Raw genomic sequence first — 24,967 nt, forward strand, 5'->3', positions numbered from 1 at the left:
AGGGCTCGCTATGCGTGCGTTGGCAAGCGGACCGATGGTCCGAGGTACGCCAATGTGCTGTGGAACGGCCGTCGGTGGCCAGGAACCGTAGGTGTTGGCCCGAAGTCGACTCGCGTGCAGCATCTCGTGCGGCATAGTGGCCTTCATTGTCCGATGCGGTCGAAAGCGGTAATCCTGTGAAGAATTCGGTTAGAACCGGCAGCGACAAATGGGTCGTCGTCGATGTCGAGACCTCGGGTCTGAAGGCATCCCGTGATCGAGTGCTCAGTGTGGCCGCTCTGACGGTCGACGAGGACGGACGTGTCGGACGCGAACTGTCGACTCTGGTCAACCCGGGTTGCGATCCTGGCCCGGTGCACATTCACAAACTGACGCCCGAACGGCTTGCCGGTGCGCCGACGTTCGACATGATCGCTCCGCAACTCATGGATCTGCTGGATGGTCGAACTTTGGTCGCGCACAACGCGAGTTTCGATCACGGGTTCTTGAAGCTCGAATCGATGCGTGCGGGCATCGACATGCCGACGAAGCAACGGTTGTGCACCGTGGCATTGTCGAGGCGACTACAACTCGATACTCCCAACCACAAGCTGTCCACCCTGGCCGCGCACTGGAAAGTGCTGCAGTCCAATGCGCACGACGCCTACGACGATGCCCTAGTGCTGGCGCAGGTGTTCACCCACAGCGCTCGGCTGGCCAGGTCGCTCGAACTTCCCCTTCCAGTCGTCACGTGCACCGAGCGTCTGACGCTGTATCCGGATACCGTTCCCCGCACACATTGCGCGTGGGAGAACCCAGGTCCACTTGCCGAGGACGGCGGTCTCGTTCAGGGCATGCGAGTCGTGATCAGCGGCGACACGCGAATCCCGCGATTGCGCTTGGCCGCTCAGCTCACGGAAGCCGGACTGGACGTGATGAATTCCGTCAGTCGATTCACGAGTGTGGTGGTGTGTTCGGATCCCACAACGGAAAGCGGAAAAGTCGAAAGGGCGCGCGCCCATGGCCTTCGCATCATCTCGGAGTCGGAATTGCTCGACTTGCTCCGGAATGTGCAGCCAGGAACGCCGAAAGGTATTCGGCCGCAGACCCAGCCGAAACCAGCCGAGCAGCAGCCCGATCCAGTCGTCAAGCCCTGGCAGACTAGAAGGGTCTTGGTCATGGGCGGTTCGCACGCCGAGTCGGTACTCATGCGGTCGCGCCTGATCCAACTCGGTGCGACACCGGCTGTGAATCTCAGCGCCGGCGTGACCGACATCCTGATCTTGGACGGCGGCGATGGAGACCCGCGGATGCCGAAAGTGAAGGAACGGGATCTCACGTTGCTGACACCGGCAGCGATCGACCGAGAACTGAATATCGAAGTTCCCGCGCCGCTCCCTGCTCGGCGGTCCCGAATCGCTCCGTTGGTGCCACGGGGTGGCGTCGTCGACCTCGACCCTGATCAGGCAGTGCTGACGGTCAACAGTTCCTGGCGTGCCGACGACTCCGATCGGGTCGGTGTAGATGTAGTCGCGTTCTTGCTGTCCGACGATGAATTGGTCGCCAGTGACGAGGATTTCGTGTTCTACAACGCTCCGGTCACCTCGGACGGTGCCGTCTCGATGTCGATCGATGGTGACAGCGAACAGGGTGTGCGGATCGACCTTTCACTCGTTCCCGAGGATTGCGTGCGTATCACCGTCGCCGCAGCAATCGACGGTGACCACACATTCGGTGACCTAGGCGCGGTATCGGTGTCGCTCGATGGACTCGATTCGGCGGTCGCGACAGCGGTGCTGGATGCCGCGACCACGGAACGATCGATGCTGCTCGCAGAGATCTACCGCCGCGGGAGTGGCTGGCGCTTCCGGCCGATCGGTCAGGGCTACGACGACGGATTGGCAGAATTGGCGGTGCGGTTCGGCGTGGAGGTCGATGGGTAGTCGCGCTGCGTCGCGTCGACCGGTAACGCGACTCGGCCGTCGAGCGACGTCACCAATGAACGGATCGAGTCGGTGGCCGGACCACGGCCGGCGACGTTGTGCAGGACGTGCCGCCACGAAAGGCCCTCGAATGAACCGCACCAGCCGACGCATTGCAGTATTGACCGGACTTCTGGCGCTTCCGCTCGCCGCCGGCACCACCATGGGGGCTGCGACCGCCAGTGCCGACGAATGGCATTACGGTCCTGTCTATCGCGCCGAGCAGTCCGGGGAAGGCGCGCAATACTTTTGCAACAAGGCGCTGTCACTCGAGAAGGCGTCGCAGTCGTACATCGTGGTGCCGTGCACCAACGTCGAGAACACCGATACCTGGTACCGAATCGTGGTGAACCCCTACAACTGGGGTTGGAGCAGTTAGTCCTACACCAGTTCGATGACCTCCAACGCCCCGTCGGCGTGGGAACTCCGCAGCCTTTTCTTGTCGTATTTGCCGACGCTCGTTTTCGGGACCTCGTCGATGAAGGTCCATCGTTCCGGCAACTGCCAATGCGCGACGCGGCTGTCGAGGAACTCTTTCAGTTCTTCGGCCGTCACCGACGCACCCTCGCGGACGACGACAGCGACCAGTGGACGCTCGTCCCACTTCGGGTCGGGCACACCGATGACCGCAGCCTCACGAACAGCCGGATGTCCCATCACCTGGTTCTCGAGTTCCACCGAGGAGATCCATTCACCGCCGGACTTGATGATGTCCTTGGAGCGATCGGTGAGCCGGAGGTAGCCGTTCTCGGAGATGGTGCCCACGTCACCGGTTCGCAGCCAACCGTCGTCGAACTTGTCGTCCGCGTCAGCGCGGTAGTAGCTGCCGGTGATCCACGGGCCACGGACCTCGAGCTCGCCGACGGTCTTGCCGTCCCACGGCAACACCGTTCCGGCGTCGTCGACGAGTCGTGCCCGAACTCCGGCAACGAATCTGCCTTGTGTGCAACGCAAGTCGAACTCGTCTTCCGGCGACAGTCCCGCGTCGGGCCTACCGGAGGTGCCGAGCGGTGAGGTCTCGGTCATGCCCCATGCCTGCGAGATGTGTACGCCGTACTTCTCGTGGAAGGCTTTCATCAGACTCGGTGGGCATGCGGCACCGCCGACCACCACATCACGCAGACTCGACAGATCCGCCGGATGCTCGTCCAGATGAGCGAGCAGGGCCTGCCAGATCGTCGGGACAGCAGCCGCCGCCGTCGGACGAAGCGTCGACATCATCTCTGCCAACGGAGCCGGCTGCAGAAACCTGTCGGGCATGATCAGGGACGCACCGACCATCAGCGCCGCATACGGGAGCCCCCACGACATCGCGTGGAACATCGGCACGATGGCCAACACCCTGTCGGACTGCGCAATTGCCATCGCGTCGGTCATGCACGCCTGCATGGAATGCAGGTAGATCGAGCGATGCGAGTACACGACCCCCTTGGGATCGCCGGTGGTGCCCGAGGTGTAACACATTGCGGCAGCTGATCGTTCGTCGAGTTCGGGCCAATCGAACTCCTCCGGTTTGCCGGCCAACAGGTCCTCGTAGCCGAGCACCTCGATACCGTCGGGTGCAGTGACCTGCGCCGGGTCGACCCCGACGACCACGAGATGTCGCACGGTCTCGAACGTCGGCAGCAACGGCGTCAGCAGGGGGAGCAGGCTGGCGTCGGCGATGATCACCTGGTCCTCGGCATGATTGACGATGTACGTGAGCTGCTCGGGGAAGAGTCGGATGTTCAGAGTGTGCAGCACTGCGCCCATCGCCGGAATCGCCATGTAGGCCTCCATGTGCGGGGCGTTGTTCCACATGAACGTCGCGACTCGTTGATCGTCGTCGATCCCTATCGACCGCAGGCCGTGAGCCAATTGTGCTGCCCGCCTGCCCAACTCCCCGAATGTCACCGTGGTGGGTCCGGTGTCGGTCCACGTGGTGATCTCGGCCGAGGAGTGGATTGACGTCCCGAATCGAACCAGCTGGCCGATGGACAGTGGGGTGTCCTGCATGGTGCTCTTCACGACGATCTCGCTTTCGATGTCCCGGCGCGGCTGCACGTCTTTGTGCTCCGCGTCACAACATGCACACTACGGACTCGACGCGAGGAGGGTGCGTAACTTGGTACTCATGGCCACTACTTCGGATGACGCTCGTGCCCTTGGCGACGAGGCATTCGTTTCGCTCACCACCTTCCGTCGATCCGGTGCGCCGGTATCGACGCCGGTGTGGATCGCCCGAGACGGCGACAACCTGGTCGTCATCACTCCCGCGGAGAGCGGCAAGGTCAAGCGCATCAAGAACTCCGATCGCGTGGAGCTCCGCCCGTGCAGTCGGCGCGGAGCGGTGCCCGATGACGCCGTGGCGGTAACCGGCTCGGCAACCATCGTCACCGGAGACGCCGCCTCGAGACCGACATCGGTGCTGAAGAAGAAATACGGCATCGAGTACCGCATCGTCATGCTCGTCGAACTGATCATCGCTCGACGCCGCAAGCCGCGGGTGATTCTGTCGATCACCACCGACTGAGGTCGGTTCACATCAGGGCAGCATCCACCGCCGCAACGATGTCGACCCAGATCACCGACGTGGGATCGACGACGGCGAAGTGCCCGCCCGGTCCTTCGACCGAAGCAACGGAATCGGAAGCCGCGGATGCGGCGGCGTAGTACGCGCGGCTGATCTCGAGGAGATTGGGATCGTCGCCCACTGCGGACACCACCAGCTGTGGAACGCCGAGGGGCAGCCGAGACATCGGTGACGACTCCTCGTAGATGCGTCGCGCCTCCGCATAACGGGCACCGATCGCGTTCGATACCGCACCCTCCCCGAGCCACCGCTCGTCGCCGACTTTCAGGTCGAGCACCCCGGCCAGACTCAACGCCAGGGCAGGGGCCACAGGTTTGCCGACGGAATCGGCCGCAAGCCGCAGGGCGAGTTGACCTCCCGCGGAATGACCCATCAGGACGATTCGAGACAGATCCAGCGAGGCGGGTGCCGTCTCCAGCGCGGCGAGAGCAGCCGCGACATCTTCGGTCGTCGCATCCCACCCGTGTTCGTCGGGTCGGCGGTATTCGACATTCCAGGTGGCGTAGCCGCGTGCGGTCAGATCGACCGCCATCGCATCCATCAGGTCGAATTCCCACCTCGAACGCCAGTATCCGCCGTGAATCAGTACGGCGACGGGGAACGGGCCAACGCCTTCGGGCATCCGCAGTTCGACGCGTTGCTCGGGGTGATCTCCGTACGTCACGATCGTGCCGGGGTGGAAGCGGTGAAAGTAGAGACTGTCGATCGCGAACCTGAGGCCGTCGAGACCGCGGCCCCGGATGTGTGCGCGAATCCCCTCGGAACGATCCGGCGCGCACTGACCGAAGTCGACGCGAACAACGCTGCTGTACAACGACGTATCGACCTGCGCTCCATCGCAGGGAACGACGACAACCTCATCGGAACCGGTTGCAGCGTCGACAATTCCGCCCGACAGACCGCGGGTGGACAGCGCCCTCGCGACCAGCTCTTGCGCGGTCTGCAGGTCGGCGAATACTCCGGGCGCGGCAACGATATCGATGTGCTTCGAGTCTTCCGTCATGGGTTCACGCTACCCAGACGGCGTCGACCGAGCCCGTGTTCGCCCACGGGCTCGGTCGAAGAACGCGGATCAGGCGTCGACGGCCGCGTTCAGTTCACGCAGCCGGGGGAGTGCGCGGTTGGTGAGCAGATCCTCGCGGGTGTCGGCAGAGACGGCCATGCTGTCCTTCCACAGTGACCGGCCTGCCATTGCTCCGCGTGCACCGTTGGCGACGGCGATGCGGACCTGCTCGATGAACGTCTCGTGATCGACGCCCGCCGACAGCACAGCCCACGGAACACCCTGTGCCGCTTCGGTAACGGCAGCGCAGGCCTCGGCGGAACCGGGGTAGGGGAGCTTGAGCACCTTGGCACCGCACTCGACCGAAATGCGCGTGGAATCAGCGATGATCTTTCCGAAGCCGGCCTTGTAGTCCTCGTCCGACTCGCCCTCGAGCTGGTAGGTCAAGATCTCGACGATGAGGAGCAGACCCTCGGCCGAGCAAGCCTTGACGAGGTCGCGGATCTCCTCGGCAACACGGGAATCGACGCCCTGCTGCTCGGGGCGCATGTAGAACAGCATCTTGGCGACATCGCCGCCGAGGTCACGCACGACGCGCGGGGTCACGCCGTCGACGAAACGGGTGTAGCGCAGACCCTCGGTCTCCTCGAAGCCCGACGCATCCATACCGACCACCAAAGCGGTGCCCCGCGAGAGCACACCGTCGTCGACGATCTTCGGCAGTGCCACCTCCGGGTCCAGAAGGATCGCCGGCGCGTGGTTGCCGAGGTAGCGGACAAGATCGGCCTTGGCCTCGGCGAGCTGCTCGACGGTGATCGAGCCCGGCCCGTCGACGGCGTCCTTCATGACGGCCTTCATACCGTTGCGCTGATCTCCGGCGACGATGAGCATGTTGCCGCCTTCGGTGGAGATAGCAGCCATTCCGCGACGTTCGAGGGTGGTGAGTTCGTTCATCTTCTTCTCCTGGTGTGTGTTGGGGCCGAGCGCGAGTGAGACAACGTTGTCTCACTGCAGAAATGTGGGCTCAGATTTCTATGAGCGTCAGTAGTCGGGCCGCGAACAGTGCTGCGCCGTAGGCAGTGTCCTGGGACCTGGTCGAGACCGAGACGCCGGGCAGCACCTGAGCCCGGGCATCTCGTACGCTGGCCATGCCGGCCCAACCGCCGGTGAGCAATGTCGTCCTGGCGGGCGGCACCTCGGCGTCGAGTGCGTCGATGAGGCGAGCCACTTCGTCGTTGCCGTGCAACAGAATCGAACGGAACAGCTCGGCCGAATCGATCCCGTCGGTACGGACCGTGATGGACAGAACGCCGTCGTCGTTGCGCGCACCGGCGATGTCGATACCGCCGTCGGTGAACGGTCCGCCTGCAGGCAATGCGCACACTCGCTGGTCCAGTAGATCGCGACCGGCACGATCGCCGATGTCGCACAGCTGCAACGCTCGTCGCATCAGCAAGCCGGTCTTCACTCCCGCGACGAGCACATGTTGGCCCGGAACCACGTGGCGCACCGAGTTGATGAGGTGTTCGGCCAGCCTGCTCCGCGCGTCGGTGGTCAACGGAGTGTCGAGTACCCGCAGCAGCACCTCGGCAGTGCCCATCGACACGTGGTATCGGTCGGGCGGGATAGCTCCGCCGGACACCGCGGACACGAGATGATCGTGACCGGCGACGGTCAATCGAGCTCCGGCAATTGTCTCGGGAAGTGTTGATGCGTCGGCAGTTCCGAGATCGGTTCCGGCGTCGACCAGCGGCGGTATGAAGTCGGTTCCGACACCCAGGTGCGACAACATCTCCGACCACGGCTCGCCGCTGTCCTGATCGAGTAGTCCGGTGCGCGAACTCAGTGAGTAATCGGCCACGGCACGACCGCCGAGGGACAGTACGACGAACTCCGGCAGGTTGAACCATCGCAGCCCGGTCAGGCTCAGTCCGTTGTCACGAAGATGCGCAATCTTGACGACGGAGACCTGAACGCCGACGGGAAGTCCGGTCTTGCCGGCGAACTGGTCGCGCAATTCGGCCGGCAGGTTGTCGACCTGCTGCTGACCACGCGGGTCGAACCACGCGAAGGCCGGTGCCCGGACAACGTTGTCTTCATCGAGAAGAAAGCCCGTCTCACCCATCCCGGACACCGCGATGGCGTCGATGCAGGCGGCTGGGTCACCGGTTGCCTCGGGCAGCCGGCGAGCGACCGCATCGAGTAGGTGTCCGATGGTGGACAACAGATCCTCGGCGGCCAGGTCGGTGGTTCCGCCCGGTCCGTGCCGCCACGGTGTGGGACTCTGCTCGATGAGCAGCTCGGTGCCTGCACCGTCGGTGACGAGTACTTTGACGCCGGTGCTCCCGAGGTCCAGTCCCGCAACAAGTCTGGGGTTCACGGAGTAGTTCTCATTTCTCTACGGGTAGGGGGAGTGCGTGTGAAAGTCGTTCCACGAGAGTGGTCGGCGCTATCTGCTGCTCGGGTTCGAGATAGGGATCGTCGAACCGCTGCACCAGGCGGTCGAATGCGAGGGTGCCGATGCGATACGGGTCTTGGTCAATGCAGGTCACCGACGGGCTGACGGCATCGGCGAGCGAGAAATTACCGAACGACACCATGGCTACATCGGTGCGACCGATCTCGTGCAGAACCGACACCACGGCGGTCGCGTGTCGTGCGTTGGCGACGAAGAACGCAGTCGGTGGATTGTGCTGCGCCAGGAGCGTCTTCACTACAGGCCGCACCGAATCTGCGGCGTGGGATACCGGAGGGGCGAGCGCGGCCTCCGGCTCTTGGCCGAGATCGGCGAGAACGTCGAGGTACGCCTGCCTGCGCAACTGCGCGGTCTGCAGGCGATCGTCGAAGCCGAGCAAGGCAATTCGCGTGTGCCCGCTGGCCACCAACTTCTCGACGGCTCGCTTGGCGGCACCGTAATCGTCCACGATGACGGAATCGAAACCGGTGATCGAGCGGTCGATGGTGACCGTGGGCAGTGTGCGACGCCGAGGTACGAGGAAGTCACTGTGGTCGCCGACCGGCGCGAGGATGATGCCCCGCACGTGTTGTCCGGCCAGGAGAGCCAGCTGATCCCGTTCGCGTTGGGCATCGAAGCCGGTGCTGCCGACGATGACGGCGAGCCCGTGTTCGAGTGCGCGATCTTCGACGGCACTGACCAGTGATGCGAAGAAGACATCGTCGATGGAGTCGACGACGATCCCGATGGTGTTGCCCGACCCCGATTTCAGCGACCTGGCGGCGGAGTTCGGAACGTAGTTCAGTGTCTGCACCGCAGCCTCGACCCGCTCGCGCAGCTCCGGCAGGACCGTATCCACGCCGTTGACGACGCGTGAGACGGTCTTGAAGCTGACGCCCGCCAATGCGGCGACGTCTTTGATGCTGGCGCGCTCGGTCACGTGAACTCTCGATCGGAGGAAGTGTGTTCGCTGTAGCACGTATGCGAGACAACGTTGTCTTGTATGATTCCCGCTATGCCTCATGTCTGTCAAGACGTCCTCGGAATCGAACGGGAATCCCTGCCGGTCCTGGTGGTTGCCGGCGCGGCGGGCAGTGGCAAAACGACGCTGGGTAGAGAGCTGGCGCGCCGTCTCGGTACGGCCCTGCTCGACCTTGACACCCTCACCAATCCGATACTGGACGAACTAGATTCGATGATCGAAGGCCCGCACTGGAACAGTGCCGGTCCCCATTCGGAGCGGATTCGCGCCGGGCGCTACGCCGTGGTGCGCGCCGCTGCCCGGGAACTCGTACAGCTCGGTCAGCGGCCCGTCCTCGTTGCGCCCTTCACCCGCGAATTGACGGGTGCGCCCGAATGGACGCTGCTGGTGAACGAATTGTCCCCTGCTGCAACGAAGGTGATCCACGTCGACGGATCGCCGGAACTCCTGGCGCGACGCCGGGCTGCTCGTGGGGCGGATCGCGATGCCCACCGGCCGGTGGATCCGCCCGCTCGGACGCCGCGCATTCCGCACCTACGCGTCGACGCCGAACTGACGACCGCGCAGCAAGCCGATCTCGTGGCCCGAGAACTCGGGCTCAGCTGATGGTGTGAGTGGTTCCGGGAGTGCAGGATTCACGCTCGATCAACTCGACGCCGAGGATGTTGCGCCGTTTGTAACGGCGCCCGGGATTTTCGATTCGACCCAACAGTCGTTCGATGGCCAGATGGCCGAGTCGAGCCGGGTTCTGATCGATCACCGTCACCGGTGGCATCACTGCATCGGCGAGGGGAAAGTCGCCGAATCCGACGAACGCCAGATGCAGCAAGTTCATCTGCTGTAGAACGGGCACGCAGGCCATCGCCACTCGCGCGTTCGACAGAAACAGTGCGGTAGGCGGACTGTCGAGTGCGGTCAAGTCGGTCAGTGCCACACGGGCGTCCTCGCGGTCCAGCACACCCAAAGCGACGAGAGCCTCGTCGAACTCGATTCCCCGGGCCTGCAACGACTCTCGATATCCGGCCAAGCGATTGCGGCTGGTCGGAATCCCCGCACTGTCGCCGATCACGGCAATGCGGGTATGACCCAGATCGAGGAGATGATCGGTGGCCAGTACCGCCCCGCCGTGATCGTCGTCGACGAAGCTGTCGGCTTTGAGGCCGTCGGGTGCGCGGTCGACGAACACCGTCGGTGTCTTGTCGATCCAGCGCTCCAGATATGCGTGGTCCGCACCCGTCGGCGCGATGATCAAGCCGCTCAACTGCCTACGCAGCAGCGACTCCACCAACGCCTGTTCCTGATCTCCGTCGTGACCGAGGCTGGTGACGAGAACTGCCATGTCGTCCTGGCGGGCCCGTTCCTCCACTGCGCGTGCGATGGAGGAGAAGAAGGGGTCGTCGATGTCCGGGACGGCGACACCGATGGCCGCCGTCTGGCCGTTGCGAAAGGAGGTCGCCATCGTGTTCGGCACATAGTTGAGCGACTCGAGCGCTTCGGCAACGCGGGCACGAGTATCGGGATCGACGTGCGGGTCGTTGTTGTACACCCGTGAGACGGTCTTGGCACTGACCTTGGCCAGCGCCGCGACGTCTTGCATGGTGGTCATGATCTACCCCGTCTGCTCGTCCTCGTCCCGTCAGCGACTGGTGTAGCCGCCGTCCACCGGCAACGACACTCCGGTCACCATGGAAGCATCATCGCTCAGCAAGAAGGCAATCGGCGCGGCAATCTCGTCTTCGGTGGCCCAGCGTCCCAGCGGCATCTGCGCCAGGAACGGCTCCTCGATCTCCGGGCGACCCCAGTAGAACGCGGACATCTCCGTCATGACGACCGTCGGGTTCACACCGTTCACGCGGATGCCGTGGCGGCCGAGTTCGAGTGCGGAGACCCGAGTGATGTTGTCCAAGGCTGCTTTCGAGGATCCGTAAGAGGTGTGTCCGGTCAGAGCGACGAGACTGGCCTGGCTCGAGACGTTGACGATGGCTCCGGTGCCCGCGGCGATCATGGCGGGGACGGTGTACTTGATGACCAACAGTGCGCCGCGCGCATTGATGGCGATGACCTTGTCGAAGATCGAGATGTCGGTGTCCTGAGGCGTGGCGATCTCGCCGCCGAATCCGGCGCAGTTGACGACGCCGTACAGCTCGAGGCCGGCGACGGCGTCGCGAACACTGTCCTCGGACGTCAGATCGAACGCCAGGGGCGTTGCGCCGGTTTCGTCGGCCAATTTGTCCAGCGCGTCCACCGACTGGCCCGCCGCGACGACGTCGGCACCGTCGGCCACCAATCGTCGAACGGTTGCCGAGCCGATGCCTCCGCTGGCACCTGTCACCAAGATCTTGCGGCCGTCGAACTTCGCCATGGGGGTCTACCTTCACTGTTCCGAGTGGTCATGTCATCGATGTCATCGGTCCCGGAGTGGACCCACATGTCATCGGTGTCATGGACGGTACCGCAGCGCGTCGTTCCCGTCGCGAAAACGGTGTAGATCGTCCATTTGTCCAGTTCAGAGACGGTACTCCGTGGTCGGATATCGGCCTCGTGCTGCGGCGGAACGACTGCCGGGCCGATAGGCCATGTCACCGGTGACATGAATTTTCGCGAAACACGTGACAATGCGAGTTGTGTGGGTCACACTCGTTAACACAGCGAGCCCCGCAGGGAGCTCGACATGCCGCGCAGGCCCAGTTTTCGAACCGTGCTGCACCGGCGTCGGCGGGGGCGTCCTGTCCCACACCCGAACGTTTCCATTCGACCGAGGAGTACCCATGGCCACCGTTGCACCTGCTGCGACACCGATCCTCGAAGCGAGGGGATTGTCGAGGAGCTTCGGAAACGTGCGCGCCCTCGACGACGCAGACTTCGACATCTACCCGGGTGAGGTCGTCGCCCTCATCGGCGACAACGGCGCAGGCAAGTCCACGATGGTCAAGGCTCTTTCGGGCAGCCTGGCCGTCGACACCGGAGAGATCCTGTTCGACGGCACAGCAGTCGATCTCGACAGTCCGACGGTGGCGGCAGAGCTCGGAATCGAGACGGTGTTCCAGGATCTCGCGCTCGCTCCGCATCTCAACGCGCAACAGAACATGTTTCTCGGACGCGAACTGCCGGCCAAGGGGCCGCTCGGCCGCCTCGGTTTCCTCGACGTCTCCACGATGCGCAAGCAATCACAGGATGCGCTCGACGAACTCGGTGCCACCGTCCGCAGCCTCACCGTCCCGGTGGGATCGATGTCCGGCGGCCAGCAACAGGCCATCGCCATCGCGCGTGCCGTCGCCTGGGCCAAGGGCGTCGTCTTTCTCGACGAACCGACCGCCGCCCTCGGTGTGGTGCAGACGCGCAATGTCCTCGACACCATCCGCCGGGTCGCGGACAGGGGAGTGGCCGTGGTGTTCATCAGCCACTCCATGCCGCACGTGATGGAAGTAGCCGACCGTGTCCAGGTGCTGCGGATGGGCAAGCGCGTGGCAACCCTCGACGCCAAGAACACGACCATGGAAGAACTCGTCGGTGCGATGACCGGCGCAACCACCGGAGCAACACGATGAGCAATCAGACCATCTCCCCATCGCTCGAGCCGTTGCCTCCCGGCGACAGGCCGTCACGGCACACGTTCGATCTCGTCGAGTCGCTCGGAAAGCTGGCGCGAGTTCAGGTCTTTCAGATCGTGCTGGTGCTGGCGGCGATCTGCCTGGTGTTCTCGATCATGGCCCCCGGCAGCTTCCCCGAATGGGGCAACATTCGGCAGATCATTCAGAACGTCTCCATCCTGGCCGTTCTCGGTATCGGCATGACGTTCGTGATCGTCACCAGCGGCATCGACCTCTCGGTCGGCTCGGTGCTCGTCTTCTCCGGCGTGGTGTCGGCGAAGACGATGGCCGCGATCGGCGGCGACGGCTGGGGAGTGGCGGCCGTCGGCATCGTGGTGGCGCTGGGATGCGGCCTGTGCTGGGGCCTGCTGAACGGATTTCTGATCGGTAAGGCAAAAGTGCCTCCGCTGATCGTCACACTCGGCACACTGGGCGGGGCGCTCGGTCTGTCTCAGGTCATCACCGGCGGCGTCGACATCCGCGACGTACCACCGGTTCTCGTCGACACGATCGGCTACGGAAACCTGCCTGCCACCACCATCCCGTTGATCTCGAGCATCGCCTTGGTGCTGGTCGTCATCTTCGGAATCGTTCTGCACCGCACCAAGTTCGGCCTCTACACCTTCGCCGTCGGCTCCAAGGAGCAGTCCGCTCGCCGCGTCGGCATCAAGGTGGACATGCATCTGGTCAAGATCTACGCACTCTCCGGCACCCTCGCCGGGTTGGCGGGCATACTGTCGCTGTCCCAGTACGGCACCACCGCGATCGCCGGCCAGTCCCAGACCAACCTCAATGTCATTGCGGCAGTGGTCATCGGTGGAACGAGCCTTTTCGGCGGCATCGGCACCATGTTCGGCACCGTCGTCGGATTGTTCATTCCGGCCGTACTGCAGAACGGCTTCGTCATCGTCGGAGTACAGCCCTTCTGGCAGCAGGTCGCCGTCGGTGCGGTTCTCATCGCCGCGGTGTACTTCGACCAACGTCGACGCGACGCCGCAAGTCGAGGCCAATCGCCCAGCTCCCTCAAGAGACTCTGGTCTCGAAGTCCCTAGCTTCGGACCGGTCCTGAACTCCCTCACTCGCAACCCCTTACAAGAAAGTCGACCATGATCACATCACGCACCGCCGTCGTTGCACTGAGTGTCGCTTCGGTCTCCGCCATGTTCCTGGCGGGTTGTTCGTCCGACTCCGGAAGCGGTGGCGGCAGCGGCAAGATCGCCTTCATCCAGGGCGTCAGCGGCGACGAATTCTACATCAGCATGCAGTGCGGAATCGAGGCTGCGGCCAAGGACGCAGGCGTCACCGTCGACACCCAGGGGCCGGTGAAGTTCGACCCGACGCTGCAGAAGCCGATCGTGGATTCGGTTGTGGCATCACGGCCGTCGGCCATTCTCATAGCGCCCACCGACGTCGCCGCCATGCAGGCACCCCTCGAGGCAGCCTCGAAGGCCGGCATCAAGGTCGTCCTCGTCGACACCACTCTCGAAGATCCGTCCATTGCGGTCTCTTCCATCTCGTCCGACAACAAGGGCGGTGGCGCAGAGGCATTCAGCGCCATCGAGCGGCTCAGCCCGGCAGGCGGCAAGGTGCTGGTGATCTCGACCGATCCGGGAGTCTCCACCGCCGACGCCCGAGTGGAAGGCTTCGAGGAAGCCGTCGGAGCGAACTCGGCCTTCGATTACCTGGGCGTGCAGTACAGCCACAACGATCCGGCCGAAGCCGCCCGGCTGGTCTCGGCCGCACTGGCCAAGGACCCCGACATCGTCGGCATCTTCGCTGCCAACACCTTTGCGGCCGAAGGCACCGCAACCGGAGTTCGGCAGGCGGGCAAGCAGGATCAGGTCAAGATCGTCGGCTTCGATGCGGGCCCGGCGCAGGTCAAGCAGCTTCGTGAGGGAACGGTGCAGGCCCTGATCGCTCAGCAGCCCGGCACCATCGGCACCGATGGCGTCGAGCAGGCCATGGCTGCCATCGACGACAAGCCGGTCACCGCCGACATCTCCACCGGTTTCCACGTCATCACCGCCGACAACATCGACGGCGAAGGCGCACAGTACGTCTACAAGTCGTCTTGCTGATTCACCCCTGAACTGCGGTGGTGCTCCTGGTGGCAGAACTTGCCCGGGAGCGCCACCGCTCACCACGTCCGCTTCATCTTCAGCCGACTCGAGGACCGAAGTCATGACCGAGCTTCGTCGCACCACGTTGGAACACCTACCGGCGACCGTCGCGAGGCCCGAGTACGATGCGGAGGAACTGCACTGCGGTGTGGTTCATTTCGGTGTCGGTGCGTTTCACCGCGCACATCAGGCGGTCTACTTCGACCGATTGCTCGCGGCCGGGCACCTGGACTGGGCGCTGTGCGGGGTAGGAGTACTGCCCCAGGACAAGAGAATCGGAGAGGTCCTCGACGCCCAGGACTACCTCTACACACTCGTGACCGTCGACCCCGACGGCAAACGTGACGCCCGAATCGTCGGCTCCGTCGCCGATTTCGTTTTCGCACCCGACGATCCGCAGGCCCTCATCGATGTGCTCAGTTCACCGTCCACGATGATCGTGTCCCTGACCATCACCGAAGGCGGTTACGGCGTCGACGATCTGACGGGAGCGTTCGAGCCCACCGACCCGTCGGTGCTGGCGGATCTCGAGGATCTCTCCATACCGAAGAGCGTCTTCGGTTTTCTGACCGTGGCTCTCGCCACCCGTCGATTCCACGGAGTTCCGCCGTTCACCGTGATGTCGTGCGACAACATCGTCCACAACGGAGCGGTCACTCGCACCGCGCTGACGTCCTTCGCGCGCCACCACGACAGCGACTTGGCCGACTGGATCGATGCCACGACCGCGTTCCCCAATTCGATGGTCGACCGCATCACCCCGGCCACGACGCCCACCGTCGTCGACGACCTACGACGTGATTTCGGCATCGACGACCGCTGGCCCGTTCAGTCGGAATCGTTCTCGCAGTGGGTACTCGAAGACACCTTCTCGTTCGGGCGGCCACCGTTCGACGCAGTAGGAGTGCAACTCGTCTCCGATGTCGCACCGTACGAGCACATGAAACTTCGGCTGCTCAATGGATCCCACCAGGCCATGAGCTACCTCGGCATCCTCGCCGGATACACCCACGTTCACGAGGTGATGGCGGATCCGGACATGCGTGAATTCGTCGCATCGTACATGCGTGCGGAGGCTGCCCCGACGCTCGCGCCGGTGCCGGGGATAGACCTCGACACCTACATAGAGCAACTGCTGCAACGATTTTCGAGTCTGGCCGTTCGAGACACCCTCGAACGTCAGATCGTCGACGCCTCCGCGCGAATCCCGAAATTCGTGCTGCCGGTACTGCGAGATCGGTTGGCGCACGATCGGACCGTCGATCATTGCGCGTTGATACTCGCCGGATGGTGTGGGGTGTACGAGCGTGGAGACGTGCCCATGATCGACGTCGATGCGGAGCGTCTGCAGCGACTGTCGTGGGAAGACCACGACAATCCCGGAGCATTCCTGACCAATCGCGCAGTGTTCGGGGACCTCTCGGTTAGCCCGCGACTACGAGGTGCGTACCAGCGAGCCAAGCGTTCGCTGCAGGACAACGGTGCCAGGGGCGCGGTACGACGACTGCTCGAACAGTCGTCGGTGAGTCACACCTTGTAGTAGACCATCTGGTGACTGGTTGCCAGCAAAATCCCGCCCTCGGTCCACAATTCGGCAGTCTGGTCGAAGTAGCCCTGGTGAAATCGGCGTGCCCGCGCGGTGCCGAGGACGTATCCGTCGGAATGCTGCTCGAGATCCTCGGGCGTAGCGAAGTAATGGGTAGTCAACGAGATCGTCCCGGCCGGAACATACTTGCCGAGCCGCTGGAAGATCCGCGGATAGAACACATCGCTCAGCGAGGTCAGGGCCGCGAAGTCCATCGGCCGCGGTGGTGTATCGCGGATCCACAGAGTTTCGGTCGAGTCAGCGGACTCCTGATCGCTCAGTGCGCCGTGCACGAAACGCATCTCGTAGTTCTGTGCCCACGCGATGGCGTCGGGAAGACCGCCCTGCTTCGTGTCGGCGGGGGAGGGAACGTCAGGGACCGTCGCCTCGATGTTGTCCCAGGTCTCACGACGCGAACCGAACACCGCGGTCGCGGTCGTCGCCACCGCACCGTTCTGAGTCAGTTCGAGATACCAGTGCTGGTTGCTTCGGTTGGTCCGCACAGGGCGAGCCGAGATCTCGAAATCACCCTCGGCGACAGGACCGGCGAAGTTCACCGTCAACGAGACCGGTGTTCCCTGGCAGTCGGGATGGAGCTCGATGGCCCGGACGAACGATGCAGCAGTGATTCCGCCGAACGGGCCGACCATGTTGTTGTACGACGGCGACGTACGTCCGGCGTACGTGCCCTCGCCGACACTCTCGAGTGCGACTGCTGCGTCGAACGGGTGCATTGACTCTCCTACGGCCTCGGACGGTGTGCCATCCGATCGTAGTGTCGCCGAGAATCAGTCCAGGTCCTGGCCACGCTTCTCCGGCATCCACACCATCGTCAAGAACGAGATCACGGCTGCTGCAGCGAGATAGTAGAAGAACCAGTCGGCGTGGCCTGCGTCGGACAAGGCATTGACCAGTAGGGGAGCGGTGCCACCGAACAACGCAACCGTGAGGTTGTACCAGGCCCCGATACCTACACCTCGAAGCTCTGCCGGGAAGGCTTCGGCCAGAACGGCAGGAATGATGGCCGAGCACATCGCGAACAGCAGCAGGCCGACGCAGAAGACGATCAGCAGTTTGACGAACGACGGCCCGATCAGCTTGGAGAGCGGGACGATCAGAATCGCGAACAGTGCAGCGTAGGTGAGTAATTGCGGCTTGCGGCCGATGCGGTCCGCGAGAGCACCCATGGGGTACTGCAACGCGACGAACATCGCTGTCGCAATCGACAAGGCCACGAACACGTCGTTGGCCTCCGCTCCGCGCTGCTTGACGGCGTAGGGCGTCATCGCGGAGAAGAACGTGTAGTAGGCGAGTGTGGCGAGGAGAACGAATCCGATGACCTGCAGAACGGCGCGGGGATGGTGCTTCATGGTCATCCACAACGGGTTTCGCACGGCCTTCGCCTTCACCGCGTTGCGCTCCTGGTTGTCGGCTTCGGCCATGCCGCGTCGCATCCAGAGTCCCACTACTCCGAGCAGCCCGCCGATGACGAACGGTACGCGCCAGCCCCACGAGCTCAGTTGGTCGTCGTCGAGCACGAACGTCAGGTACGCGCCGAGCAGTGACGCAAGGAGAATGGCCGTGCCGGTGGAGATGTAATAGAAGGACGAGTATCGCCCCCGCCGATCGTTCGGGGCGATCTCGGCGAGGTAGGCCGACGCATTGGAGACTTCACCGCCCATCGACATGCCCTGGACGATCCGGGCCAGCAACAGCAGAATCGGAGCGATCCACCCTGCTACGGAAAACGTGGGGAGGACCGCGATCGCGAACGACCCACCCGACATCATCGCGATCGTCAAGATCATTGCCTGGCGTCGCCCCCGCAGATCGGAGAACCGTCCGATCAGCAAGCCCCCGAGCGGCCTGAAGAAGAACGCCACCGAGTACGTCGCCAATGTGCTCAACAGAGCCACAGCCGGGTTGTCACCGGAGAAGATCTGGGTGGCGAAGTAGATCGAGAATGTCGCGTAGACCGTCCAGTCGTACCACTCCACGGCGTTGCCGATACTGACTGCGAGTAGTTGCTTCTTTGGCATCACGTGCCGAGTGGACGTCGATTCGGACTTCACTGACATGGCGATCTCCTTGTCGGGGGCGTGCGTCGAAAAGCCTATGCCTCCACAGCTCTCGGGTGCGGAACCACCGAGCCCGATTCGCTCAGGGAATGATTCGTTGCCGCCGGAGATCTGTGACGATGCCGGCGAACATCGCCTCGGTGTCCACGAAACGATGAAAACCCATACGGCGGGCCTTGGAGCCGTCGGATATGACGTCGTAGTCCCAGGAGAACACGAAGTCACCGAACGCCCAGGACGACACATCGCGGTAGGGAGTGGGCTTCAGCTCGTGCTCGGCAACGATCGAATTCCACAGTGGCTCTTTGTCGGCCATGACGTCGGCCAGCGACATCGGCAGTGGGGTGGCGGTGTCCAACCCGAAGATGTTCGCGATGCGCAGCCACATGTCGTTCCAGCGGAACATGTCTCCGTTGGTGATGTTGAACGCCTGATTCGCGCACGCGGGAGTGGTTGCGGCCCACACGGTCGCTTCGGCGAGCAACGATGCATCGGTCATTTCCAGCAGAGATCCGAAAGCACCGGGCTTGCCCGGGAATCGCATGGGCACGCCCAGCTTCTTGCACATGGTGGCGTAGACAGCGATGACGGTGGCCAGATTCATCGGATTCCCCAGCGCTACACCGCACACCACCGATGGCCGGATAGCCGACCAGGACCACCTCTTTCCGACCTGACGGCTTTCGAGAAACTGTTGTTGGTCGATGTTGAACTCGGGCGGCATGTGCGGTGGATCGGTTTCGCGCGCAGGGGTTTTGAACGGTCCGAGATGCGCGCCGTAGACCTTGTAACCCTGCATCAGGCTGACATGTTCCAGGTTCGGAGAACTGTCCTCGATCACGGTGACCACGTTGACGAGCATCGCCAGATTGGGAGGCACCAGCTCGGCCCACGTGGGGCGTTCCTGGTACGCGGCGTAGAAGATGTGCGTGACGTCTGTCAGGTGCGAGAGTCGGCGTCGAGTCTCGTCGCCGTCGAGCAGGTCCACCGCAATGTGCTGGACGCGTTCGCTGTCGGTACCGCCGCGGCGGGACAGGCCGATGATGTTCCAATCCCCGGTCCGCTGCAGGTGTTCGAACAGATTTCCGCCGATCACGCCGTTGGCCCCCACGACTACTGCTGTCTTCATCGGCTTCTCCTTATCTGAATATCGCGATATTGCGATGTCCGAGTAAGTAGACCACAGATCGCGATATTGCGATATTGGAGTACGCTTCGAGGGTGGCTGACGAACTGAATCCTGCGGAGCTTGCGGCAGTGTTCGGTGCTCTCAGCAACCCGGCGCGATTGGCGATCATGCAATGGCTCAAGGACCCGAGCGACTTTCCGCCGCAGCTCGAACCGGCCGAACAGGTAGGGGTGTGCCTCAAGCATATTCAATCCAGAGCGGGCGTCTCGCAGTCGACTGCCTCGCAGTACATGGCGGTGCTACAACGCGCCCACCTGGTGACGAGCACCAAAATTGGGCCGTGGGTGCACTACAAACGCAACGCCGAGTACCTCGACCGATTGGCCGAAACGATCAAGACCGATCTGTGACGTCTCCACTGCGTCGGCGCGACCTCTGTATGTGGCCTGCCAGCAGGTTGATGATGCCGGACAGTGCGATGATGCGCCGACTCTGACGGGCCAGCCATGTCGAAATGAGGGCTGCGAAACCGGCAAATACGCAGAGGAAGATAGACACGAAGATCAACGCGCTCCACTTCGCCACGGTAGCCACCACGAACATGCCACCGCCGATGAAAAAGAGGACCAGCTCTGGAACGGGTTGTCGCTGAGGAGGATCGACAGTCACAGCTTTTTGCCCCTCGCGAGATCCACCGCGTGAGTGAGCGATGCTGCCTCGAATACTAGACCGTGCGCAGCTGCAGCTGCTGCGGAACGCTCACTCAGTACGACGGGGTCGGTCGCCCGGGCGATCGCCGCGAGGTCGATGCGTTGCAAGAGCTTCTTCGTCACGGGCCGCTTGCTGTCCCAGAATGCCAGAGCAGCAATGAGATCGGTGGCTTCGTGCCCGGTCAGTAACGCGTGGGCGACGGAGCAGGCTGCGGGGTCCTCGAAAGGGAGCAGATAGGTGGCATCGTCGAACACCGCTGGTTTGCCGTCGTAGGGACCGACCATCCTGAATTGTGAAATCTTGTGGAACCCGGAAATCGCAATCTTGTACGGCGCGAACGTGTACGGGCCTACACCGAAGATGCAGAACCGGGCTCTATTGCGATAGATCGACGACTTCCGCCCGTCGAGCGCCGCGGCGTTGGCGTTGAGGTATGCCCACAACTTCGGTGCGGTGTGCGCCAACTGCTCGGTGTCGTCGCCGGTATGCGACTGCGGCACGATCATCCACTTGGACACCGAGTCCAGCTTGTCGCGGTAGACATCGGTGCACTTGAAGAGTGGGAACAGGTAGTCGGCTTCGATGTCCACGCCGGTTCCCAGTTTGGTTCGCGGGCCGCCATTCTCGGCCAACTCCATCACCGCGGTGGCGTCGTGCTTGATGCCTTGCCGCCACACCAGAGGGCTGGTGCCGTCGAAGTGCTTGCTGCGCTGATATGCATCGACGTTCGCGACCAGTCGGCCGTCGACGACTCCGATTCTGTTGTCCGGCTGCGACGCATCGATGCTCGGAAATGTCTCTGCGGTGTAGTCGGTCTGGCCCGGCCCGAGTTCGACAAGGAACCAGCAGGCATCGACCCCTGCGTCGAACCACTTTTTCGCATCGATCATTCGTAGGCTCGAACCGGTCACCGGAAGCTGATGCCGAGCACAGTGCAGCAGAACGTTTCGAGCTACCTGGGTCTTGCAGATCATCGCGATGGTTGCGGGTCGATCTGCGAATTCGGTGAGCAACTTGATCCAAATGAACTCTGCGATATCGAAGTTGGAGCTGCCGGTGATGGCGTCGATGCCGCGGGCGTTCTTCGTGTTCGTGCGGGCGGGTCGATTGGCGGAATCGAGCACCGACAGTTGCGAGTTGGTGACCCACGGTGGGTTGCCGATCACGAGGGTCGCGCCGGGCCCCGAACTCCACTCGATATCTCGGGCCAGATCGAAGTCGAAGATCGACGCTGTGATGATCCTGCCGAATTGTGCTGCTGACGAGGCATACTCGGGCTGCACCTCGATCCCGACGCGCTCTGTTTCAGGGTGAGTCCGGGCCATCACCGACAGGAAGTTCCCGACACCGCAGGTGGGTTCCAGGACGCGGGTCCATTCGCGACGAGGCAGGGCGTTGACCAACGCGCGCGCCAACTCGACCGGAGTCTGAAAGTCTCCGAACTCGTTGTTGGGCATCGATGCCTCCGGCAGTGGTGCGGATAGGTGCCGTCTGTGGCACAGGAGCATAGCCTGCGGAGCGACCCAGAGGCTCAGCACCACACCACTGCCGCAGGCGCTAATGTTGACTGGGATGAAGCTTTCGCGCGCTGCCTTACTGCTGTCCAGTCTCGTCTTCGTCGGTAGCCTCGTGTGGGTCGCCGTCACCGCGGGCGACGAGATACCCGCTCATTTCGACGGATCCGGTCAGGTGGATCGGATGGACTCGAAGCTCTCCTTCCTCCTCACGATGGGTGGTACCGGGTTCGTCATGATCGGGTTGTTCGTCAGCGTCGGGTGGTGGCTGCCGAAGGTCCCGGCCCAGCTGGTGAACCTGCCGAGTCGACGACTGCACGAGTACTGGACTGCCCCCGAGAATCGGCCCGAACTGAACCGCAAGATTTCCGAGGACCTCGACTGGATCGGAGTCGCCTCCGCACTGCTGTTCGCCTGGATCTGCGTCGTTGCGGGCACGACTACAGGTGCGTCGGTGAGCGCGTGGGTGTTCGTGGTGCCGACTGTGCTTTATGTGGTGGTGATTCTGGGATATGCGGCCTTCGCGTTCATGGGCAGTCGATACCGTATTCCGAAGGACTGAGTCAGGGGAGTGGTTGCAACATGGCCAATTTCGAGCCTGACTGTAAAAGGTAGCTGCCATCGGCAGAGTCGACCTTCATCTCGACACTGTCCGAGCGTGCCGATCGTACGGTTTAGCAGTCCATACCAAACTATATACAAATAAGGTTTGGTATGGTCGCATAATGGCGGACGGTGAGGCCGGTGCATCCTGGTCTGCGGTGGAGTTCGAGAGCCGGCCGTGGCGTGTCGCCGATTCGTACACGTCGTGCGCCCAGAGGCGGCTGCATCAGGGTGACTATCGAGCAGCTGTACCGCCGCGTATTGCAGAGGTAGAGCTGAACCTGCCTGCGCAGCTGATCGCAGAGTCGGAGGACGCCCTTCGTGAGATCGTTCGATTCGACCACTATGCCTCTGAGCGGCTCGGTTCGTCGGTGGAACATGCACCCATGAGTTCGATTCTGCTGCGGACGGAAAGCTCGGCGTCCTCTCAGATCGAGAATCTGACCGTGGGAGCCAGGGCACTTGCACTCGCCGAATTGGGTGCGCCCACAACGCGGAACGCCTCGATCGTGTCGGCAAACGTCCGTGCGATGGAAGCAGCACTCGAGGTCGGATCATCGATCGGAGAAGCAAGCGTGCTTCAGATGCACCGATCGCTGATGGAGTCCAACGGCGATCCGTTCCCGGGGCAATGGCGAACTCAGCAAGTCTGGATCGGGGGATCGGACATAGGCCCGCACCGTGCCGCTTTCGTTCCACCGCACCACGACCGGCTTCCGGGTGCACTTGCCGACCTGTTCGAGTTCGCAGCTCGTTCGGACTTGCCCGTCATCCCGCATATCGCCGTCACGCATGCGCAATTCGAAACGCTTCACCCGTTCACGGACGGAAACGGGCGAACGGGCCGAGCCATAGTCCACGCGATGCTGCGGAGGGCAGAAGTGACGGAGCGAGTGACGGTTCCATTGTCTGCTGGGCTCCTCACAGACACCGCAGGCTACTTCCGAAGTCTGGATGCCTACCGCGCCGGGGATGTCGAGGCGATCGTGCGAAGCCTCACCGCTGCCACGTTCCACGCCGTCGAAGGTGGGCGGCGATTGGTAGACGAGCTGTCCGACGTCAGAACCGAGTACACCGATCGCGTCGTCGCACGCAGCGACTCGGTTGTGTGGAAACTACTCGACGCGCTGGTGGCGCAACCGGTCGTCGACAACGCCTACGTACGAATCACTTTCGCCGTCAGCGAGATTGCGGCTCAGCGGGCAATCGACAAGCTGACCGAGGTGGGAATTTTGCACCAGACGTCGAAGGGGCGACGAAACAGGGTGTGGCAGGCCGAGGAGATACTTGCCGCTCTCGACGACTTCGCGGACGGCATCCGGCGGGTCCGATAACACGCACTCGGTCGATGCTCAGTGCACACCGAGACCGTCGAGGAGGAGTTCAGCGACGAAGTTCGCGTTGTCCTGCGGGCTGTTCTGTCTTCGTGTGAAGCATCGCATCAGCAGCGTATTGGTGATGCCTGCTGCGAGATCGACTGGGCTCGAGCTCTTTCGGAACACCCCGCTGTCCTGACCCCGCGCGATGACCGGCCCGATGATTGCCGGCAGGTTGAGTTTCTCCTTGATCGAGATCAACCCCTCCGGCTCGCCGTACGTGTCGTGTGCGACGGCGACGAGGAGCGCGTCCATGAATTCGACTTCGTCGGCGGCGAGCTGCGCGCACCGCAGCATGTGATTTCGTAGAATCGTGAGTTCATCGAGGCCCAGCAACTGGTCGTCGGCTACCGACTCGCGAAGATGATCGACCCGATTCTGCAGGGCTGCAACGATGACGGACGGCTTGGTCGGAAACAGTGTCTTGCAGGCCGTCCTCGGCACTCCTGCGATGTCGGCGACGTCGTCCATTCGCGTCATGAAGTAGCCACGCTTTCCGAACTCGTCGCGCGCAGCTGTGACGATCGCAGCGCGAGGATCGCGAGGAAGCGGGCGTTCCTCGACCGGTGAATCGACTTCTCCCACATCATCGAGGTGCTGATGACGTCCGGACGTGTCGACGACGGCCCCGAGAAAGGCAAGCACCGCGTCGGACATCACCTCGGCCGATACGGACGCGGCGTCCGCCTGACTGCGGAGGCGAAATCCATCGATGATTGCGTTGACCGTCACTGCGAACGTTCGGGCTGTGAAGGGACGGCGAAAGGCCCCGCCGTCGGGGTCGAACAGTGCCTCGAACGCGCCCAGTACGGCTTCGTCTCGGACGCGGTACTCACTCAACAGGGTCGGGGACGACGGTCCGCCGAAAACGTGGTCCAGAAGAGACTCGGTGATGCTCTTCCGGTCGACGATTGCCGGGAAGTACTGCGCAACGAGCGCCGTCACCGTCGTGCGAATCGATGCACCGCCGTTCGTCACCTGGCTGCGAACTGTTTCGTGGACGTCGGTGGGCAGCGAGGTCCGGGCCAGCTGCTCGACCACCTTGTCGAGAAAGTCGGCCTTGGTGCTGAACTTGCGGAAGAACGTCGCTGTCGACGAGTCGGATGCGTGGACGACGTCCTCGATGCGCATACCCCGGTCGAGAATTCGTCGAGGATCTGCGACCAACAATGTGACGGCCGCCTCGACGAAATGGGTGGCAGTCGCGTCGAGCTCGTTCATGAGGACGGACTTTACCGAGGTGAGGACGACCACGACGGTGCCGGTGACAGTATTCACTCTCGGGTGA

General features: G+C 63.0%; 24 protein-coding genes. 11 read left to right on the forward strand and 13 right to left on the reverse strand.

All coding sequences use genetic code 11. The features are described 5' to 3' along the window. Positions 1-176: 176 nt before the first annotated feature. Both CH266_RS02480 and CH266_RS02485 read left to right on the forward strand, forming a co-directional pair. Positions 177-1,922 carry a TerD family protein gene (locus CH266_RS02480; protein WP_094643665.1) on the forward strand — a complete coding sequence of 582 codons (1,746 nt, stop codon included), beginning with the start codon at positions 177-179 and terminating at the stop codon, positions 1,920-1,922. Positions 1,923-2,052: 130 nt separating this feature from the next. Then, complete coding sequence (locus tag CH266_RS02485) at positions 2,053-2,340, forward strand: hypothetical protein (RefSeq protein WP_094643664.1); 288 nt, start codon at positions 2,053-2,055, stop codon at positions 2,338-2,340. Between the two features lie 2 nt (positions 2,341-2,342). On the opposite strand, the gene CH266_RS02490 is transcribed toward CH266_RS02485, so the two are convergent. Then, positions 2,343-3,968 (reverse strand): long-chain fatty acid--CoA ligase, encoded by a 1,626-nt coding sequence (locus tag CH266_RS02490; RefSeq protein ID WP_094714662.1) that lies wholly within the window; start codon positions 3,966-3,968, stop codon positions 2,343-2,345. 106 nt (positions 3,969-4,074) lie between these two features. On the opposite strand from CH266_RS02490, the gene CH266_RS02495 reads away from it, so the two are divergent. Beyond that, positions 4,075-4,473 carry a PPOX class F420-dependent oxidoreductase gene (locus CH266_RS02495; RefSeq protein ID WP_094643663.1) on the forward strand — a complete coding sequence of 133 codons (399 nt, stop codon included), beginning with the start codon at positions 4,075-4,077 and terminating at the stop codon, positions 4,471-4,473. Between the two features lie 7 nt (positions 4,474-4,480). Here the strand turns inward: CH266_RS02495 and CH266_RS02500 are convergent, their stop codons facing one another. The 4 genes from CH266_RS02500 to CH266_RS02515 form a co-directional block, all read right to left on the reverse strand. Then, on the reverse strand, positions 4,481-5,536 hold the full coding sequence (locus CH266_RS02500) for an alpha/beta hydrolase (RefSeq protein ID WP_094714613.1): 1,056 nt from the start codon (positions 5,534-5,536) through the stop codon (positions 4,481-4,483). A 69-nt stretch (positions 5,537-5,605) separates the two neighbouring features. Further along, positions 5,606-6,490 carry a tagatose-bisphosphate aldolase gene (locus CH266_RS02505; RefSeq protein ID WP_094714614.1) on the reverse strand — a complete coding sequence of 295 codons (885 nt, stop codon included), beginning with the start codon at positions 6,488-6,490 and terminating at the stop codon, positions 5,606-5,608. 70 nt (positions 6,491-6,560) lie between these two features. Next, positions 6,561-7,916 (reverse strand): FGGY-family carbohydrate kinase, encoded by a 1,356-nt coding sequence (locus tag CH266_RS02510; protein WP_094714615.1) that lies wholly within the window; start codon positions 7,914-7,916, stop codon positions 6,561-6,563. Between the two features lie 10 nt (positions 7,917-7,926). Then, positions 7,927-8,931, reverse strand: a complete 1,005-nt coding sequence (locus CH266_RS02515; protein ID WP_176456984.1) for a LacI family DNA-binding transcriptional regulator — start codon at positions 8,929-8,931, stop codon at positions 7,927-7,929. 75 nt (positions 8,932-9,006) lie between these two features. Here CH266_RS02515 and CH266_RS02520 point away from each other — a divergent pair, with 75 nt between their 5' ends. Then, entirely contained in the window at positions 9,007-9,579 is a 573-nt protein-coding gene (locus CH266_RS02520) for an AAA family ATPase (protein WP_176456985.1), read from the forward strand. Here the strand turns inward: CH266_RS02520 and CH266_RS02525 are convergent. Next, positions 9,572-10,579, reverse strand: a complete 1,008-nt coding sequence (locus tag CH266_RS02525) for a LacI family DNA-binding transcriptional regulator (protein WP_032383247.1) — start codon at positions 10,577-10,579, stop codon at positions 9,572-9,574. The two genes, CH266_RS02520 and CH266_RS02525, sit on opposite strands and share 8 nt — an antisense overlap. Before the next feature lie 30 nt (positions 10,580-10,609). Next, positions 10,610-11,335: an SDR family oxidoreductase gene (locus CH266_RS02530; protein ID WP_094714618.1), complete on the reverse strand. Its 726-nt coding sequence runs from the start codon at positions 11,333-11,335 to the stop codon at positions 10,610-10,612. A 406-nt stretch (positions 11,336-11,741) separates the two neighbouring features. On the opposite strand from CH266_RS02530, the gene CH266_RS02535 reads away from it, so the two are divergent. From CH266_RS02535 to CH266_RS02550, 4 genes are all read left to right on the forward strand, one after another. Further along, entirely contained in the window at positions 11,742-12,521 is a 780-nt protein-coding gene (locus tag CH266_RS02535) for an ATP-binding cassette domain-containing protein (protein ID WP_032364377.1), read from the forward strand. After that, entirely contained in the window at positions 12,518-13,615 is a 1,098-nt protein-coding gene (locus CH266_RS02540) for an ABC transporter permease (protein WP_032364378.1), read from the forward strand. The genes CH266_RS02535 and CH266_RS02540 overlap by 4 nt, the downstream gene beginning before the upstream one ends. 54 nt (positions 13,616-13,669) lie before the next feature. Beyond that, positions 13,670-14,641: an ABC transporter substrate-binding protein gene (locus CH266_RS02545; RefSeq protein WP_032364379.1), complete on the forward strand. Its 972-nt coding sequence runs from the start codon at positions 13,670-13,672 to the stop codon at positions 14,639-14,641. Between the two features lie 103 nt (positions 14,642-14,744). After that, entirely contained in the window at positions 14,745-16,223 is a 1,479-nt protein-coding gene (locus tag CH266_RS02550; RefSeq protein WP_094714619.1) for a mannitol dehydrogenase family protein, read from the forward strand. Here CH266_RS02550 and CH266_RS02555 read toward each other — a convergent pair. From CH266_RS02555 to CH266_RS02565, 3 genes are all read right to left on the reverse strand, one after another. Beyond that, positions 16,211-17,002 carry an acyl-CoA thioesterase gene (locus tag CH266_RS02555; protein ID WP_032375211.1) on the reverse strand — a complete coding sequence of 264 codons (792 nt, stop codon included), beginning with the start codon at positions 17,000-17,002 and terminating at the stop codon, positions 16,211-16,213. The genes CH266_RS02550 and CH266_RS02555 overlap by 13 nt on opposite strands. 54 nt (positions 17,003-17,056) lie before the next feature. Continuing rightward, positions 17,057-18,346 (reverse strand): MFS transporter, encoded by a 1,290-nt coding sequence (locus CH266_RS02560; RefSeq protein WP_094714620.1) that lies wholly within the window; start codon positions 18,344-18,346, stop codon positions 17,057-17,059. Positions 18,347-18,428: 82 nt separating this feature from the next. After that, positions 18,429-19,475, reverse strand: a complete 1,047-nt coding sequence (locus CH266_RS02565) for an SDR family oxidoreductase (RefSeq protein WP_094714621.1) — start codon at positions 19,473-19,475, stop codon at positions 18,429-18,431. Between the two features lie 167 nt (positions 19,476-19,642). On the opposite strand from CH266_RS02565, the gene CH266_RS02570 reads away from it, so the two are divergent. Next, positions 19,643-19,885 (forward strand): ArsR/SmtB family transcription factor, encoded by a 243-nt coding sequence (locus tag CH266_RS02570; protein WP_371128986.1) that lies wholly within the window; start codon positions 19,643-19,645, stop codon positions 19,883-19,885. Here CH266_RS02570 and CH266_RS02575 read toward each other — a convergent pair. Both CH266_RS02575 and CH266_RS02580 read right to left on the reverse strand, forming a co-directional pair. Next, positions 19,869-20,144, reverse strand: coding sequence for a hypothetical protein (locus CH266_RS02575; RefSeq protein ID WP_094652414.1), 276 nt, complete (start codon positions 20,142-20,144; stop codon positions 19,869-19,871). The two genes, CH266_RS02570 and CH266_RS02575, sit on opposite strands and share 17 nt — an antisense overlap. Further along, a complete protein-coding gene (locus CH266_RS02580) occupies positions 20,141-21,643 on the reverse strand; it encodes an SAM-dependent methyltransferase (protein WP_094714622.1) in 1,503 nt (500 codons plus the stop codon). Before CH266_RS02580 ends, CH266_RS02575 begins: the two co-directional genes overlap by 4 nt. A gap of 115 nt (positions 21,644-21,758) precedes the next feature. Between CH266_RS02580 and CH266_RS02585 the strand changes: the two genes are divergently transcribed. Next, positions 21,759-22,262, forward strand: a complete 504-nt coding sequence (locus tag CH266_RS02585) for a DUF1648 domain-containing protein (protein WP_052053708.1) — start codon at positions 21,759-21,761, stop codon at positions 22,260-22,262. A gap of 163 nt (positions 22,263-22,425) precedes the next feature. Next, positions 22,426-23,637 carry a Fic family protein gene (locus CH266_RS02590; RefSeq protein WP_094714623.1) on the forward strand — a complete coding sequence of 404 codons (1,212 nt, stop codon included), beginning with the start codon at positions 22,426-22,428 and terminating at the stop codon, positions 23,635-23,637. 18 nt (positions 23,638-23,655) lie between these two features. Here the strand turns inward: CH266_RS02590 and CH266_RS02595 are convergent, their stop codons facing one another. Then, complete coding sequence (locus tag CH266_RS02595) at positions 23,656-24,900, reverse strand: TetR family transcriptional regulator C-terminal domain-containing protein (RefSeq protein ID WP_094714663.1); 1,245 nt, start codon at positions 24,898-24,900, stop codon at positions 23,656-23,658. Positions 24,901-24,967 lie beyond the last annotated feature (67 nt).

The organism is Rhodococcus sp. 06-1474-1B (assembly GCF_002258885.1).
In the GTDB taxonomy this organism is placed as follows: Bacteria; Actinomycetota; Actinomycetes; order Mycobacteriales; family Mycobacteriaceae; genus Rhodococcoides; species Rhodococcoides fascians.

Bases quoted from the DNA above. Each gene is read 5' to 3' on its own strand.
- CH266_RS02485 (WP_094643664.1), top strand. From the start codon at position 2,053: ATGAACCGCACCAGCCGACGCATTGCAGTATTGACCGGACTTCTGGCG.
- CH266_RS02495 (WP_094643663.1), top strand. From the start codon at position 4,075: ATGGCCACTACTTCGGATGACGCTCGTGCCCTTGGCGACGAGGCATTC.
- CH266_RS02500 (WP_094714613.1), bottom strand. From the start codon at position 5,536: ATGACGGAAGACTCGAAGCACATCGATATCGTTGCCGCGCCCGGAGTA.
- CH266_RS02505 (WP_094714614.1), bottom strand. From the start codon at position 6,490: ATGAACGAACTCACCACCCTCGAACGTCGCGGAATGGCTGCTATCTCC.
- CH266_RS02520 (WP_176456985.1), top strand. From the start codon at position 9,007: ATGCCTCATGTCTGTCAAGACGTCCTCGGAATCGAACGGGAATCCCTG.
- CH266_RS02525 (WP_032383247.1), bottom strand. From the start codon at position 10,579: ATGACCACCATGCAAGACGTCGCGGCGCTGGCCAAGGTCAGTGCCAAG.
- CH266_RS02530 (WP_094714618.1), bottom strand. From the start codon at position 11,335: ATGGCGAAGTTCGACGGCCGCAAGATCTTGGTGACAGGTGCCAGCGGA.
- CH266_RS02535 (WP_032364377.1), top strand. From the start codon at position 11,742: ATGGCCACCGTTGCACCTGCTGCGACACCGATCCTCGAAGCGAGGGGA.
- CH266_RS02540 (WP_032364378.1), top strand. From the start codon at position 12,518: ATGAGCAATCAGACCATCTCCCCATCGCTCGAGCCGTTGCCTCCCGGC.
- CH266_RS02545 (WP_032364379.1), top strand. From the start codon at position 13,670: ATGATCACATCACGCACCGCCGTCGTTGCACTGAGTGTCGCTTCGGTC.
- CH266_RS02550 (WP_094714619.1), top strand. From the start codon at position 14,745: ATGACCGAGCTTCGTCGCACCACGTTGGAACACCTACCGGCGACCGTC.
- CH266_RS02555 (WP_032375211.1), bottom strand. From the start codon at position 17,002: ATGCACCCGTTCGACGCAGCAGTCGCACTCGAGAGTGTCGGCGAGGGC.
- CH266_RS02560 (WP_094714620.1), bottom strand. From the start codon at position 18,346: ATGTCAGTGAAGTCCGAATCGACGTCCACTCGGCACGTGATGCCAAAG.
- CH266_RS02565 (WP_094714621.1), bottom strand. From the start codon at position 19,475: ATGAAGACAGCAGTAGTCGTGGGGGCCAACGGCGTGATCGGCGGAAAT.
- CH266_RS02570 (WP_371128986.1), top strand. From the start codon at position 19,643: ATGCAATGGCTCAAGGACCCGAGCGACTTTCCGCCGCAGCTCGAACCG.
- CH266_RS02580 (WP_094714622.1), bottom strand. From the start codon at position 21,643: ATGCCCAACAACGAGTTCGGAGACTTTCAGACTCCGGTCGAGTTGGCG.
- CH266_RS02585 (WP_052053708.1), top strand. From the start codon at position 21,759: ATGAAGCTTTCGCGCGCTGCCTTACTGCTGTCCAGTCTCGTCTTCGTC.
- CH266_RS02590 (WP_094714623.1), top strand. From the start codon at position 22,426: ATGGCGGACGGTGAGGCCGGTGCATCCTGGTCTGCGGTGGAGTTCGAG.
- CH266_RS02595 (WP_094714663.1), bottom strand. From the start codon at position 24,900: ATGAACGAGCTCGACGCGACTGCCACCCATTTCGTCGAGGCGGCCGTC.